At 62.5% G+C, this 13,800-nt stretch carries 14 protein-coding genes; 7 read left to right on the forward strand and 7 right to left on the reverse strand.

Going from position 1 to position 13,800, the window contains the following annotated elements:
- The first annotated feature begins 38 nt into the window (after positions 1 to 38).
- The 4 genes from ftsY (at position 39) to ACR0NY_RS05155 (ending at position 3,595) form a co-directional block, all read left to right on the forward strand.
- Positions 39 to 1,190, forward strand: coding sequence for a signal recognition particle-docking protein FtsY (gene ftsY, locus ACR0NY_RS05140; RefSeq protein ID WP_170368713.1), 1,152 nt, complete (start codon positions 39 to 41; stop codon positions 1,188 to 1,190).
- A gap of 79 nt (positions 1,191 to 1,269) precedes the next feature.
- Positions 1,270 to 2,172 (forward strand): EamA family transporter, encoded by a 903-nt coding sequence (locus ACR0NY_RS05145; protein WP_170337876.1) that lies wholly within the window; start codon positions 1,270 to 1,272, stop codon positions 2,170 to 2,172.
- Between the two features lie 17 nt (positions 2,173 to 2,189).
- Positions 2,190 to 2,795, forward strand: a complete 606-nt coding sequence (locus ACR0NY_RS05150; RefSeq protein ID WP_170337874.1) for an inner membrane-spanning protein YciB — start codon at positions 2,190 to 2,192, stop codon at positions 2,793 to 2,795.
- Positions 2,796 to 2,926: 131 nt separating this feature from the next.
- Complete coding sequence (locus tag ACR0NY_RS05155; protein ID WP_170337872.1) at positions 2,927 to 3,595, forward strand: Crp/Fnr family transcriptional regulator; 669 nt, start codon at positions 2,927 to 2,929, stop codon at positions 3,593 to 3,595.
- Between the two features lie 241 nt (positions 3,596 to 3,836).
- On the opposite strand, the gene ACR0NY_RS05160 is transcribed toward ACR0NY_RS05155, so the two are convergent.
- The 6 genes from ACR0NY_RS05160 to rpiA form a co-directional block, all read right to left on the reverse strand.
- On the reverse strand, positions 3,837 to 5,330 hold the full coding sequence (locus ACR0NY_RS05160; RefSeq protein ID WP_390895962.1) for a Do family serine endopeptidase: 1,494 nt from the start codon (positions 5,328 to 5,330) through the stop codon (positions 3,837 to 3,839).
- 130 nt (positions 5,331 to 5,460) lie between these two features.
- Positions 5,461 to 5,655 (reverse strand): DUF2065 domain-containing protein, encoded by a 195-nt coding sequence (locus ACR0NY_RS05165; protein ID WP_093962522.1) that lies wholly within the window; start codon positions 5,653 to 5,655, stop codon positions 5,461 to 5,463.
- The gene (gene hflC / locus ACR0NY_RS05170) at positions 5,655 to 6,551 is read right to left on the reverse strand and encodes a protease modulator HflC (protein WP_170338336.1); all 897 of its coding nucleotides are present in this window, start codon (positions 6,549 to 6,551) and stop codon (positions 5,655 to 5,657) included. Before hflC ends, ACR0NY_RS05165 begins: the two co-directional genes overlap by 1 nt.
- A 3-nt stretch (positions 6,552 to 6,554) precedes the next feature.
- The gene (gene hflK, locus ACR0NY_RS05175; RefSeq protein ID WP_170338334.1) at positions 6,555 to 7,703 is read right to left on the reverse strand and encodes an FtsH protease activity modulator HflK; all 1,149 of its coding nucleotides are present in this window, start codon (positions 7,701 to 7,703) and stop codon (positions 6,555 to 6,557) included.
- 72 nt (positions 7,704 to 7,775) lie between these two features.
- A complete protein-coding gene (gene gor / locus ACR0NY_RS05180) occupies positions 7,776 to 9,134 on the reverse strand; it encodes a glutathione-disulfide reductase (protein WP_170368714.1) in 1,359 nt (452 codons plus the stop codon).
- Between the two features lie 119 nt (positions 9,135 to 9,253).
- Entirely contained in the window at positions 9,254 to 10,039 is a 786-nt protein-coding gene (gene rpiA / locus ACR0NY_RS05185) for a ribose-5-phosphate isomerase RpiA (protein ID WP_170337865.1), read from the reverse strand.
- A 242-nt stretch (positions 10,040 to 10,281) separates the two neighbouring features.
- Here rpiA and ACR0NY_RS05190 point away from each other — a divergent pair, with 242 nt between their 5' ends.
- Genes ACR0NY_RS05190 through ACR0NY_RS05200 form a run of 3 tightly spaced genes read left to right on the forward strand, consistent with a single transcriptional unit; the run spans position 10,282 to position 13,057 of the window.
- A complete protein-coding gene (locus tag ACR0NY_RS05190; protein ID WP_170337863.1) occupies positions 10,282 to 11,655 on the forward strand; it encodes an L-serine ammonia-lyase in 1,374 nt (457 codons plus the stop codon).
- A gap of 25 nt (positions 11,656 to 11,680) precedes the next feature.
- Positions 11,681 to 12,097, forward strand: a complete 417-nt coding sequence (locus ACR0NY_RS05195) for a GFA family protein (protein WP_170337861.1) — start codon at positions 11,681 to 11,683, stop codon at positions 12,095 to 12,097.
- A gap of 45 nt (positions 12,098 to 12,142) precedes the next feature.
- On the forward strand, positions 12,143 to 13,057 hold the full coding sequence (locus ACR0NY_RS05200) for a DMT family transporter (RefSeq protein ID WP_170337859.1): 915 nt from the start codon (positions 12,143 to 12,145) through the stop codon (positions 13,055 to 13,057).
- On the opposite strand, the gene ACR0NY_RS05205 is transcribed toward ACR0NY_RS05200, so the two are convergent.
- Complete coding sequence (locus ACR0NY_RS05205; protein WP_170368715.1) at positions 13,002 to 13,709, reverse strand: thiamine diphosphokinase; 708 nt, start codon at positions 13,707 to 13,709, stop codon at positions 13,002 to 13,004. The genes ACR0NY_RS05200 and ACR0NY_RS05205 overlap by 56 nt on opposite strands.
- Between the last annotated feature and the right edge of the window lie 91 nt (positions 13,710 to 13,800).

A 13,800-nucleotide genomic window follows, 5' to 3' on the forward strand; every position in this document is an offset into this window, starting at 1 on the left:
TTCCGCATTAGGTGAAGGGAACACCTGCGGAGACCAAGATGGCGTTTTTTACCAAGCTCAAGGACCGGCTGTTCAAATCCTCGTCCCGCCTCGAACAGGGGCTTGAGGCAATCGTCGAGGACGGCGGCGAAGAAACCGCCGCCCCCGACCCGGTGATCCCCCAGCCCGAGCCCGAGCCGCAACCCGTCCCGGAAATCCCCGAACCCGCACCCACACCGCAACCGGTCGAGACACCGTCGCCCGAGCCGGTGGACCCACCCCCCGCACCGCCTCCGCCGGAACTGCCGGAACAGGCGCAGTCCAAGGGCCTGATCGGGCGTCTCTTCGGTCGCGGCGATGCCGGGCCGGTGGTGCGCCGCACGCTCGACGACGACATGCTCGAACAGCTCGAGGAACTGCTGATCGCCTCTGACATGGGTGTCGACACCGCCCTGCGCGTCACCGCCAACATGGCCGAGGGGCGCTATGGCCGCAAACTCTCGACCCAGGAAATCAAGCAACTGCTGGCGCAGGAAATCGCCCGCGTAATGGAGCCGGTCGCCAAACCGATGCCCCTCTACCCCAAGCGCCCGCAAGTGGTGCTGGTGGTGGGCGTCAACGGCTCTGGCAAGACGACGACCATCGGCAAGCTTGCCAGCCAGTTCAAGGCAGCAGGCAAAAAGGTGGTCATCGCAGCGGGCGACACCTTCCGCGCAGCCGCCGTGGAACAGCTGCAGGTCTGGGGCGACCGCGCCGGAGTTCCAGTCCTGACCGCGCCCGAAGGCTCCGACCCCGCCTCGCTGGCTTTCGACGCCCTGACCAAGGCGCAAGCTGAAGGCGCCGACCTGCTGATGATCGACACCGCCGGCCGCCTGCAGAACCGCGCCGATCTGATGGAGGAACTGGCCAAGATCGTCCGCGTCATCCGCAAGATCGACGAAACCGCCCCGCACAACACCCTGCTGGTGCTCGACGCCACCACCGGCCAGAACGCGCTCAGCCAGGTGGAAACCTTCCGCAAGCTGGCCGATGTCTCGGGCCTGGTGATGACCAAGCTCGACGGCACGGCCAAGGGCGGCGTGCTTGTGGCGCTGGCCGACAAGTTCGGCCTGCCGATCCACGCCATCGGCGTCGGCGAACAGATCGACGATCTGGCCCCCTTCGACCCCGAGGAATTCGCCGCCGCCCTGACCGGCCTCGACAGCAACTGACCTTCATCTGGCCCCAAATATCCTCGGGGGTCTGGGGGTGGAAAACCCCCAGCCTCTCCACCAGCGAAAGACCCGCAGCGTGAGCGACTGGCTGATCTCCCTCGAAGGCACCGAGGCCGGACACAGGCTGGCCCTTGGCCTCGCCCTGATGGCGGCCTTCTTGCACGCGGTGTTCGGTGCGCTGCAGAAGGGGCGGCACGACCCGTGGCTGTCGCGCGGGGCGATCGACGCCTGCTACTGCCTGATGGCCGCGCCCTTTGCGTTCTTCGTCGTGCCCTGGCCCGAACCCTTCATGTGGCCGATATTCGCCGTGGTCTGGCTGATCCATGTCGCCTACAAAACGCTGCAGGCGATGGCCTATACCAAAGGGTCTTACACCGTGGTCTACCCGGTGGTGCGTGGCACCGGCCCGTTGTTCACCGTCATCGGCGCCTATCTTCTGTTCAATGAAACCTTCTCACCGACCCAATGGCTGGGCGTCGCCGTGCTGCTGACGGGCATCTTCGGGTTGGCCGCCTACAATTTCCGCTTCCTGGAAACCAACCGCGAAACTCTGGGCATCGCATTGGCCCTTGCGGTTGCAACCGGCCTCTTCGTGGCGCTCTACACCACATATGACGCCTACGGCATCCGCGCTACGGCCGATCCGTTCACCTTTCTGGCCTGGTTCTTCATGATCGACGGGGCGACCATGCCGATCTACGCCTTCCTGCGTTGGCGGGCGATGGTTCACCGCCCGGCAATCGGGCCGTTGATGCTGCGGGGGCTTGCAGGCGGGCTGATCGCCCCCATGTCTTTCGGAGCGATCATGCTGGCCACCCGGTTGGACAAGGTCGGCGAAGCCGCGGTGCTGCGCGAAACCTCTACCGTCTTTGCCGCGCTGATCGGCTGGCTGGCCCTGGAAGAGACCGTGGGGCCTCGGCGCATAATCCTGATGGCATTGATTGCATTGGGCGCGGTAATAGTTGAAATGGGCGGGTGAACAGCAGGACGACAGGCATGGCAGACAAGAAAGAGATCAATCCGTTTCTGAAACAGGTGCTGGAACTGGGACCACCGCTGGCCTTCTTCTTCATCTACCTGCGCCTGCGCGACGACAGCTTTCTGATCGGCGGCACCGAATATTCCGGCTTCATCGTGGCCACCATCATCTTCGTTCCGCTGATGCTGGGGGCGATGGGCATCCTGTGGTATCTGACCGGCAAGCTCAGCCGGATGCAGATCTTCACCGCCATCATGGTCATCTTCTTCGGTGGCCTGACCGCCTGGTTCAACGACGAGCGGTTCTTCAAGATGAAAACCACGCTGGTCTACGGGTTCTTCTCGATGATGCTGGGCATCGGTCTGCTCCAGGGCAAGTCATACCTCGCCTATGTGCTGGACGAGATGCTGCCCATGCGCCACGAGGGCTGGATGATCCTGACCCGCCGCCTGTGCGCCTGTTTCGCCGTGCTGGCGGTGGCCAACGAACTGGTCTGGCGGACTCTGTCCACCGATCTTTGGGTCAAGATCGAAACCTTTGGCTTTCCGATCGCTTTGATGGGGTTCCTGATGCTGCAATTCAGCATCCTGCAAAGCTATATGGACGATCCGGACAAGCAGTAACGCGTCCCTGACACGGGCCGGCGAACCTGGGGGAAACCTTCGGAAAACCGGATAAAATCCTTGGCTTAGCTCCAAAGCTGTGGAAAGCTGGGAAACCACCCACACCACTCATCCGGAGAACCGTGTCTTCCATGACCGCCTTTCCGAACAGCGGGTTCCTGTCCGAAGCTTCAGACCGGCTTCGTGATATGCTCTCTGCGCTAGCCACTTCTGTCTCGCTGGACCGCGGCGAGGTCTTGTTCGAACAAGGCGACGAGGGGGACGCCCTCTACGCTTTGCTGGAAGGCGCTTTGGAGGTGTCCTTCCTGGCCATGAGCGGGCGCAAGTTGGCGCTCAGCCTGATGCGCCCGGGCGAAGTGTTCGGCGAAATCGCCCTCTTCGACAGCGGCCCGCGCACCGCCACCATCACCGCAGCCGAGCCGTCGCGTGTACTGCGCGTGCGCCGCAAGGATCTGATGGAACAAATCCGCAAGCACCCCGAACTGGCCGAGGACATGATCCGGCTGGCCGGACTGCGCATGCGCTGGATGGGGGCGCAGTTGAACGAGCAGGTATTCCTGCCGATGCCTGTGCGACTTGCGCGAAAGCTTCTGCTTCTGGCCAACCAGCAGGACGCGCCGTCCGAACGCATCGCCCTGTCGCAGAGTGAACTTGCGGAATTCGTCGGCGCGACGCGCGAGGCGGTATCCAAGACGATCTCGACGTGGAAACGCTCGAACGTGGTCGAGGCTTCGCGCGGTGGGCTGCAGATCCACGACTTTGACGCCCTGCGCCAACTCGCCGAATCCGATCTGATCTGACCTGCTGCCCGGAAAATGGCCCGGATGTGATCCGCTTCACATACAACGGGATTCGCTTCCATTAGGTAATGAATTGTTACCGTAGGGTGCCAGAGTATCATCCCCGATATCTGTCCACTGGCATCTCCCTGCACCAGAGCCACGCGCCTCCCCGGCGTGTGGCTCTTTTGATTTCTGCAGCCAGAACGAAAACCGGCCGGAGCATCTGCCCCGGCCGATCATGTTGACCAAACTGGCTGTCCTACTCTTCGAGGCTCAGCGCGACGAAGCGCGGATCGCCACCACGACGCACCAGCAGCAGCAGCGACTTGCGCCCCGCCTCCCGCGCCTCGTCCATACGATCCTCGAGATCGGAGATCGACGACACTTTCTGCTGACCAGCCTCGGTGATCAGGTCGCCTGCCCGCAGGCCCTTGGCGTAGGCTTCGGAGGCCTCATCCACATCCGTCACAACCAGACCATCCGCGTCCGCGTCCAGACCCAGATCCTCGCGCAATGTGTCGGTCAGCGGCGAAATCGTCAGGCCAAGGATGTCTGCATTCTCGTCCAGCGGCGCCTCTTCCGCACCATCATCATCGCCGGTTTCCGCACGCTCGGCATCCTCGCGACGCCCCAGAGTGACAAGCACGGTCTGAGTGCTGCCGTCCCGCTGAACGACCACGCGCACGGACTTGCCGACCGGCGTCTCACCGACCTGTCGCACCAATCCGCGCGTGTCCTTCACCTCAACACCATCAAAGCTGAGAATCACATCCCCTGCGAGCAGACCCGCCTCTTTGGCAGGGCCGTCCGGCACATCGCTGATCAGAGCACCGCCCGGCTTGTCGAGGCCCATCGCCTCGGCCATATCCTCGGTCACGTCCTGAATGCGGACACCCAGCCAGCCGCGACGGGTTTCGCCGAATTCCCGCAACTGATCGACAACCTTGGACACCACGTTCGACGCCATCGAGAACCCGATACCGATCGACCCGCCATTCGGCGACAAGATCGCGGTGTTCACACCGATGACCTGACCGTCCATGTTGAACAGAGGACCGCCCGAGTTGCCCCGGTTGATGGCCGCGTCCGTCTGGATATAGTCGTCATAGGAACCGCTGAGCTCGCGATTGCGCGCCGACACGATCCCGGCAGATACCGAGAACCCTTGGCCCAGCGGGTTGCCCATGGCAACCACCCAGTCCCCTACAAGCGCTGTGTCGCTGTCGCCGAAAGTGACGTATTTCAGCGGACCCGACGCCTCGACCTTGAGCAACGCAATGTCCGTTTTCTCATCCGTTCCGATAACCTTGGCCGGCAGCTCCTTTACGGGCTGACCATCGCCGGGGAAGAATTCGATCAGAATTTCATCCGCCTCTGCGATGACGTGATTGTTGGTGACGATGTAGCCATCCTCGGAAATCACGAACCCCGATCCCAAGGCATTGCTGCGGCGCGGGCGATTGTCCTGGTCGCCATTGCGGTCCTGGAACTCGCGGAAAAAGTCCTCGAACGGGGAACCCTCGGGAACGATCCCCTGCGCGCCCGACTGCCCCTCGATCAGGGTCGTCGTGGTGATGTTGACCACGGCCGGGCTGATCCGGTTGACCAGCGGCGCCAGGCTTTCCTGACGGGCCTGTGCAGCCAACGTCTGGAGCAACAAAAGGGAAACCGCGGCAAAAGCCAGCCACAAAAGCCGCGCCATCGTCACCACATCGTCCCGGCGGACGGATACACTGCGTGCTACTGCCTGCACTTGGTCTCTCCTTGTCGACATTGTTCTGTTGGTGGCTGCCTGAGCAGCTTGCTGGGAAACAATGTAGTCAGTTTGTGACCGCCCGCAACTCGGGAAGTTGAGGAATTCACTGCCAGTTTACTTCAACCGATCAAAACCCCAGCCGATTGGCCGTCCACAACAGGACGAAGCCACTGACCACACACAGAAGTCCGACCAATCTGCGGGCCGGTTCGGGGATGCTGCGCAACGCCTCAAGCATCCGCTCGACAAGCGAAGGGGCCAGCGCATAGGCCAGCCCCTCGACAATCAACACCAGCCCGAAGGCCAGCAGGATCATACCCATTATTGGGAGGCCGGCGCGGCGGGCGCCGAACGGCCTTGCGGAGATCCGAGGTAGTTGAAGAACTCGGAATCCGGGCTGAGCACCAGCGAGCTGTTGCCGCCTTTCAGAGCGTTCTCATAGGCCGAAAGCGAGCGGTAGAACTCGAAGAACTCCGGGTCCTTGCCATAGGCTTCGGCAAAGATCGCGTTCCGTTCGGCATCAGCCTCACCGCGAACGATCTCCGCCTCACGGCGGGCCTCGGAGACCAGTTCGACCACGGTCCGGTCAGCCTGGGCACGGATCCGCTGTGCAGCTTCTTCACCGCGCGCCACTTCGTCGGCCGCCTCGCGTTCCCGCTCGGCGCGCATCCGGGCAAAGGTCGCTTCGAGGTTGGCCTGCGGCAGGTCGGTACGTTTCAGGCGAACGTCGATCACCTCAAGGCCCAGATCGCGGGCCTCGGCGATCGCGCCGTTGCGAATGCGCAGCATCAGCGCCGCCCGGTCCGAGCTGAGAATGTCATTCGAGCTTACCGAACCCAGAACCTCGCGGGTTTTGGCGCGCAGGATCGAATCCAGACGCTGCTCCGCTGTGTCGATGCCACCGGCACCCACGGCCTCACGGAACTGCCGCACATCGGTGATCCGATAGCGCGCGAAGGCGTCGACCACCAGGCGGCGGTCATCCAGCGGCGTGACTTCCAGCGGCCCGACCTCGCGGCTTAGAATACGGTCATCGTAGCGCACGACCTCCTGAATGACCGGAATCTTGAAGGCCAGGCCCGGGTCTTCCTTGACGTCGATCACGCGACCGAATTGCAGAACCAGCGCTTTTTCACGCTCGTCCACGATGAAGATCGCTGAGAGGGCGATCACAATAACCACGAAAATGGCAGGTAGGAGAAAGGTTGATTTACGCATGTCTTAGTTCCCCTCACCCGAGTTGCGGCGCAGTTCGTTCAGCGGCAGATAAGGCACGACGCCCTGCCCCTGGCCTGTTGCGCTGTCATCCAAGATGATCTTGTCCACGTCGCCCAGAACCTGCTCCATCCGTTCAAGGTACAGACGTTTGCGGGTCACATCCGGAGCTTTCGAGTATTCTTCGAGAACCGCGCCAAACCGGCTGGCCTCACCCTGAGCTTCGTTCACGACCTGTGCCCGATAGCCTTCGGCCTCTTCCAGCACCTGCGCGGCTTCACCACGCGCGCCGGCCAAAACCCGGTTCGCATAGGCATCGGCCTGCTTCTCAAGCCGGTCGCGTTCCTGTCCAGCCGACTGAACCTCGCGGAAGGCATCCTTTACCGGTTCCGGTGGGTCGGCGCCGTCAAAGTTCACACGGACGATGTTGATACCCGAGTTGTAGCTGTCCAGAGTCGACTGGATCAGTTCCTCAAGCCGTTCGGCGATGATAGCACGGTCGCGGTTCAGGATCGGCGCGAGGTCCGACTGCGCGATGATCTCGCGCATGGCCGACTCAGACACGGCCTGGATAGTTTGTTTCGGGTCGCGCAGGTTGAACAGGTAGTCCGCAGGATTCGAGATATTCCAGACCACCTGGAAATCGATATCGACGATATTTTCGTCGCCCGTCAGCATCAGACCGGCGTCCGAACCGCGACCGCCAGATCCGATGGTTTCGGTCTGTTCGACCTTCACCGGGATGACTTCGGCCGTGACAACAGGCCACGGGGCAAAGTTCAGACCTTCGGTGCCGATTCCGGTAAAGCGACCGAATAGCAGTTCAACCGACTGCTCTTCGGGCTTGACCGTATAGGCGCTGGCAAAGCCCCACAGAACCAAGGCGGCAACCCCGCCCAACAGGATGGTGCCTTTGGTGATCGCCGGGCCGCCACCGCCGCCCTGGCCGGATCCGTTGCCGCCTCGGCCCCCGCCGCCGCGCCCGCCCATCAGCACGCGCAGCTGCTCCTGGCCTTTTTTCATCAACTCGTCGATCTCGGGGATCTGCGGCCCGTCGCCTTCGGGCGGGCGTCGCCCGTCCCCATTGTTTCCCCGGTTTCCTCCGCCACCGGATGAGCCTCCGCCCCCCCAGGGGCCTCCGCTGTTGCCCGCCATGTGTTTCATTTCCCTTGTTTTGGCCCGTGTGCTTACGGGATCCCTTGTAACCTGTGTGCGCGCGCTTGCAAATCAAGCGGTACGCACGGGTTGCCGCATGGTTACCAGTTCTTCGGCCATCACCGGATGAACAGCAACCGTACGATCGAAATCTTCTTTGGTGGCGCCCATTTTCACGGCGATGCCCGCCAACTGGATCATCTCGCCCGCGCCGGGGGCGACAATGTGACAACCCAGCACCTTGCGGGTGGCCTGGCTGACGATCAGTTTCATCAAAACCCGCTGGGTGCCCCCTGCAAATGCCTTCTGCATCGGCTTGAACGAAGTCGCGTAGACCTCGATCGGCTCCTGCTCGGCAGCGGCCTCCTCGCTCAGGCCCACGGTGCCCATCTCGGGCTGGGTGAAGATCGCGGTCGGGATCAGTTCATGATCCACCGGGGTGGGGTTGCCCTTGAACACGGTCTCGACAAAGGCCATCCCCTCGCGGATGGCGACCGGCGTCAGGTTCACCCGGTCGGTCACGTCCCCGATGGCATAGATCGAGGGCACAGCCGTCTGGCTGTATTCGTCCACGACAATCTGCCCCTTGCGGCCACGTTCGACGCCCAGCGCCTCAAGGCCCAGATCATCGGCGTTTGGCGCCCGGCCCGTGGCATACATCACCACGTCGAACAACTGTTCAGACCCGTTGGTCGCCTTGACCCAGATCTTGTCGCCCTGCTTTTTCATCTCGAGCACATTGGTGCCCAGATGCACGTCGACCCCGTTTTGGCACATCTCTTCACAGATCAGCCCGCGCGCCTCGTCGTCGAAACCCCGCAGGATTTGCGCGCCGCGATAAAACTGCGTGGTCTTGACGCCCATGCCGTTCATGATTCCGGCGAATTCGCAGGCGATATAGCCGCCGCCGACGATCAGCATGGTCTCGGGCAGCTTCTCAAGGTGGAAAACCTCATTCGAGGTGATCGCCAGATCTGAACCGGGGAATTCCGGCACCACAGGGCGCCCGCCGGTGGCGATCAGGATGTGCTTGGCCGTCTTGCGGGTGCCGTCGGCCAGTTCAACCGTATGCGGGTCGACCAGTTTCGCGCGCTGGTCAAAGGTTTCGACGCCGTTGTTCTTGAGGATGTTGCGATAGATCCCTTCCAGCCGGTCCAGCTCGGCATGCAGTTTGCCGCGGAACTGCGGCCAGTCGAAAGCGCCCGGCTGAATGTCCCAACCATAGGCACGAGCGTCCTCGACCATTCCCGCGTATTCGCTGGCAAACACCATCAGCTTTTTGGGAACGCAGCCACGGATCACGCAGGTTCCGCCATAGCGGTCCTCTTCGGCCAGCGCGACCTTGGCCCCGGTTTCGCCCGCCGCCACGCGCGCCGCGCGGACACCGCCTGAACCGCCTCCAATGACGAAAAGATCATAGTCAAAGCTCATGCCGCGTTCCTTTTGTCAGCCTGCCTGAAATTGCCCTGAGTATTTGGGGGCGTGAATGATCGTGCCAACCCCTTGGCCCGGAAATCGCACACCGCTGTGAAGCAGGGTGCGCGGTCGGCTCAGTCGGCCAGGTCCGAAAAGAGGTTATCGTGCTCGTCGCCCAACCGATCCAGCTCGATCGTACCGCTGTTGAAATCGCGCAGCTCGACCCGGCCGTCGCCGTGGCCGATCACGACCTTGTCGCAGATGTCGATGAACAGCCCATTTTCGACCACACCCGGTATCTGGTTCAGCACCAGAGCCAGTTGCCTCGGGTTGCCGATGCGTTGCAGGTGCAGGTCGAGTATGTGATTGCCCTCATCCGTCACGGTCGGCGCCTCGTTGTTCATCCTCAAGGTCGCCGAAGTGCCCAGCACGTCCATCGTGTCCAGCAACTCCTCGATCAGCGTGCGCGTGGTCTGCCAGCCAAAGGGAATGACCTCTACCGGCAGCGGGAACGCGCCCAGCGCCTCGACCTCTTTGCCCGCATCGGCGATCACGATCATCTGGTCGCTGGCCGTGGCCACGATCTTTTCCTGCAGCAACGCCGCGCCGCCGCCCTTGATCAGGTTCAATTCACCGTCGAACTCGTCGGCGCCATCGATCGTCACGTCCAGCCAACCCGCCTGATCCAGCGAAACAACCTCGATCCCGACCTCGCGCGCCAACTGTGCCGTAGCCGTCGACGTCGGGACGCCTTTGATCCGCAGACCTTCGTCCCGCACCCGCTCTCCCAGACGACGCACCAACCATGCCGCGGTCGATCCGGTACCCAGACCCACGCGCATCCCGTCTTCGACCATCTCGGCCGCGCGATAGGCGGCGACACTCTTGGCCCGGTCGATGGGTGACAACTCTGCTGTCATTGCGGCTTCCCCTCAGTTCTTTGGGGAACTTATACGGAAAGCCCTGCCCGACTGCGAGGCCCAAAATCCGCGGGACAGGCGCAATAATCGATACATGAATACGCGTTTCCCATCGGAAACGTCGCAATCAAATCTTCAGTGCTCGGCTCGGTTGTGTAAATAAAGCGCATACAGATTCCCAGCGGTTCGGGCGGTTCAAATCGGCCCGGCCGCCAACTCGCCACAAGGCTCTGCGACCAGACATGTTTCTATCCGTCTTCGATATGTTCAAAGTGGGCGTTGGCCCATCCTCGTCCCACACGATGGGGCCGATGGTGGCGGCCGCGCGGTTCCTCGATCTGATGCGCGCTTCGCCGTTCGAATTTGCCGGCTTGCGCGCTTCGCTGCATGGATCTTTGGCCTTCACCGGCGTCGGCCACGCCACGGACCGCGCCACGATCCTTGGGCTGGCTGGGTTTGTCCCCGACAGCTATGACCACGACCGTGCCGAAGCGGCACTGGCTGCAATTGCCGAAACCGGCACTGTCACACCCGAGGGTTTGCCGACCCTGCGGTTCGACCCAAAGGCCGATCTGGTCTTCGACTACGACAACACCCTGCCCGGCCATGCCAACGGCATGATCCTGATGGCCACCGACGCACAGGGTGACGTGATCTTGCGGCAGGTCTATTACTCGGTCGGCGGCGGCTTTGTCCTGACCGAAGAGGAGCTGGCCGAAGGCAAGGACACCAATGACGGCCCGCCCGTGCCCTTCCCGTTCAAGACCGCCGCCGAAATGCTGGAAATGGCGCGCAGCAGCGGCAAGACCATCGCCGAGATGAAACGCGCCAACGAGATCGCGCGGGGCTGCGCGGACAGTTTCGCAAAAGGCACCGCCCGCCTGTGGGAGGTGATGAACGCCTGTATCGAGCGCGGGCTGACCACCGAAGGCATCCTGCCCGGCGGCCTCAAGGTGCGGCGCCGGGCCAAGGCGATCCACGATGCACTGATGGCCGAGCGCGGCATGAACCTGAACGCGCCGCACACGATCAACGACTGGATGAGCGTCTATGCGATGGCGGTGAACGAGGAAAACGCCGCCGGCGGTCAGGTCGTCACCGCCCCCACCAACGGCGCTGCGGGCGTACTGCCGGCGGTGCTGCGCTATTACCTCGACCACGTTCCCGGCGCATCGGAAAGCCATATCGAGGATTTCCTGCTGACCGCCGCCGCGATTGGTGGGTTGGTGAAGTACAACGCCTCGATCTCAGGCGCCGAAGCCGGCTGTCAGGCCGAGGTCGGCAGCGCCGCCGCAATGGCCGCGGCGGGTCTTTGCGCAGTGATGGGCGGCACACCGGAACAAGTGGAAAACGCCGCCGAGATCGCGCTGGAACATCATTTGGGCATGACCTGCGACCCGGTCGCCGGGCTGGTGCAGGTTCCTTGCATCGAGCGCAACGGGCTGGGCGCGATCAAGGCGGTTTCGGCGGCGTCGCTGGCCCTGCGCGGGGACGGGCAGCATTTCGTGCCACTGGACGCGGTGATCGAGACCATGCGCCAGACCGGTCATGACATGCACGAGAAGTATAAGGAAACCTCGCTGGGCGGTCTGGCCGTCAACGTGCCAAACTGCTGAGGGATCAAACCGGGAGGGCAGCTCAATGCGCGGACATTGCCTGTGCGGCAGAATCGGGTTCGAGGTCGACCCTCCGGTCCTGTCTTGTGTTTCCTGCCATTGTGACAGCTGCCGCCGCCAGTGTGCCGCGCCGATGACCACATATTTTGGGGTGCGCGACGGTCAGTGGCGTTGGACCGGAGAGGAACCGAAGCGGTTCAACTCGTCCCCCGGTGTCGAGCGCAGCTTTTGCCCGCATTGCGGAACGCCGATCTCGTTCCGATCCACTACGATGTCCGACGTTTTGCACCTTTATGTAGCGACACTGGAGAACCCCGAAGCCCTGCGGCCAACGCTGCATGTCGCCTATGAAGAGAAACTGACGTGGCTCGAACTGGGCGACGGGCTGCCCACTTGCTTCGGTCCGGACTACACAAAGGTTCAGCCTTTGCCCGAGGGCTGACGACGGGCCTTTCCCATTCTTCGGGAAACGTCTAGCGTCGCGCCCATGACACAGGATCGTCCCGTCTTCGGCATCGTTTTGATGCTTGGTTTCTGCGTGCTTGCACCGCTGGGCGATGCCTTGGCCAAGCTGTTGGGAGAAACCACTCCGCTTGGCGTTCTGGTGCTGGTGCGTTTTGCGGTGCAGGCGGCCATCCTGATCCCGCTGGTGGCGCTGACGGGTCGGACCTGGCGAATGCGCGGGCGCGTCCTGCGGCTGACCGTGCTGCGCACTCTGCTGCACATTGTCGGAATCGCCGCGATGTTCAGTGCGCTGCAGTATCTGCCGCTGGCCGATGCCGTCGCCATCGCCTTTGTCATGCCATTCATCATGCTGCTGCTGGGCAAGTATGTGCTGGGTGAAGAAGTCGGGCATCGTCGTCTGATCGCCTGCATTGTCGGCTTTGCAGGCACGTTGCTGGTCATCCAGCCCAGCTTTGCCGAGGTTGGTGCTCCGGCCCTTTTGCCGCTTATCGTGGCTGTCGTCTTTGCCCTGTTCATGCTGGTGACCCGGCAGATTGCCAAAGAAACCGATCCAATTGCCCTGCAGGCCGTGTCCGGGCTGCTGGCCACCGCGGTCCTGGCTCCAGTGCTTGCGATCGGGGCTCTGACAGGTCTTCCGGATCTGGCACTGACCCTGCCGCAAGACGACGCCCATTGGTTGCTGTTGGCGATCGGTGTTCTGGGCACCGTGGCGCATCTGCTGATGACATGGGCGCTGCGGTTCGCGCCTTCGGCAACGCTGGCGCCGATGCAATATCTGGAGATTCCGGTGGCGACGTTGATCGGCTGGCTCATCTTTCACGACCTGCCAAACGGCCCGGCGGCCTTGGGGATCGCCATCACGATCGCGGCCGGGCTTTATGTCATCCTGCGCGAGCGGGCCAGCGCCCGGTCTGCGCCGACGCAAACGCCCGCATGACAGCATCAAGAGCGTCGCGCGGCACCATGACCAGCAACCCGGGTCCGTCGACCTCGAGGGTAACCTGAGCCAGCGCACGGTTCGATGTTCCGACTCGCCCGTCCGGCTCAAGCACCAGACCGTCGATCGGCCACTCCAACCCCGAACTGCGTCCGGTTACCCGCTGAAATGGAAACAATGACACTGTGTCGCCCGGCGTGAGCGACAGTGATATCCTAGGCGGGGCGTGAAAGACCACTTCGCGTGCTCCCAGAAGGACGCACGGCCTGTCTTTGTGGCAAACCAGCGTATTGAGCACCGCCAGTTGGTGGTCCAGCCGACCTCCGAGAAACCCGACACCCAAGACCAGCGGCGCGCGGATATTGCGTAGGGCCTTGTCGAAATCAGTGCTGTCCTGTTCCCGGATCGGAAACAAACGGTCCTCTGGTATCCGTGCAAGATAGGCGTGTGCCAACGAATCGAAGTCGCCGATCACCGCATCCGGAACGCGCCCCGAATCGATCAATGCGGCGGCCCCGCCATCCGCGGCTACAGCGCCATTGACGCGATTCAGCGCCAGATTCAGGTCATCGGGGCCGGTTTCCCCTCCTCCGAACAGGGCAATTGGTCTTTTGGAATGAACAATTTCGCCGTTTTTTCCAAGATTGACCATTTTTCCCGCTTTTGGACACATTGAGACCACAAAATGATAGGTTCTTTAGAACAGGTTCGAGCTGACAGACGCGCCCAGCGTCGCGCGGGTT

This window comes from Ruegeria sp. BJ5 (assembly GCF_056537865.1).

Coding starts and splice junctions, on each gene's coding strand:
- ACR0NY_RS05195 (WP_170337861.1), top strand. CDS start 11,681: ATGCGCGGACATTGCCTGTGCGGCAGAATCGGGTTCGAGGTCGACCCT.
- rpiA (WP_170337865.1), bottom strand. CDS start 10,039: ATGACAGCAGAGTTGTCACCCATCGACCGGGCCAAGAGTGTCGCCGCC.
- ACR0NY_RS05150 (WP_170337874.1), top strand. CDS start 2,190: ATGGCAGACAAGAAAGAGATCAATCCGTTTCTGAAACAGGTGCTGGAA.
- ACR0NY_RS05155 (WP_170337872.1), top strand. CDS start 2,927: ATGACCGCCTTTCCGAACAGCGGGTTCCTGTCCGAAGCTTCAGACCGG.
- ACR0NY_RS05200 (WP_170337859.1), top strand. CDS start 12,143: ATGACACAGGATCGTCCCGTCTTCGGCATCGTTTTGATGCTTGGTTTC.
- ftsY (WP_170368713.1), top strand. CDS start 39: ATGGCGTTTTTTACCAAGCTCAAGGACCGGCTGTTCAAATCCTCGTCC.
- gor (WP_170368714.1), bottom strand. CDS start 9,134: ATGAGCTTTGACTATGATCTTTTCGTCATTGGAGGCGGTTCAGGCGGT.
- ACR0NY_RS05190 (WP_170337863.1), top strand. CDS start 10,282: ATGTTTCTATCCGTCTTCGATATGTTCAAAGTGGGCGTTGGCCCATCC.
- hflC (WP_170338336.1), bottom strand. CDS start 6,551: ATGCGTAAATCAACCTTTCTCCTACCTGCCATTTTCGTGGTTATTGTG.
- ACR0NY_RS05165 (WP_093962522.1), bottom strand. CDS start 5,655: ATGGGTATGATCCTGCTGGCCTTCGGGCTGGTGTTGATTGTCGAGGGG.
- hflK (WP_170338334.1), bottom strand. CDS start 7,703: ATGGCGGGCAACAGCGGAGGCCCCTGGGGGGGCGGAGGCTCATCCGGT.
- ACR0NY_RS05205 (WP_170368715.1), bottom strand. CDS start 13,709: ATGGTCAATCTTGGAAAAAACGGCGAAATTGTTCATTCCAAAAGACCA.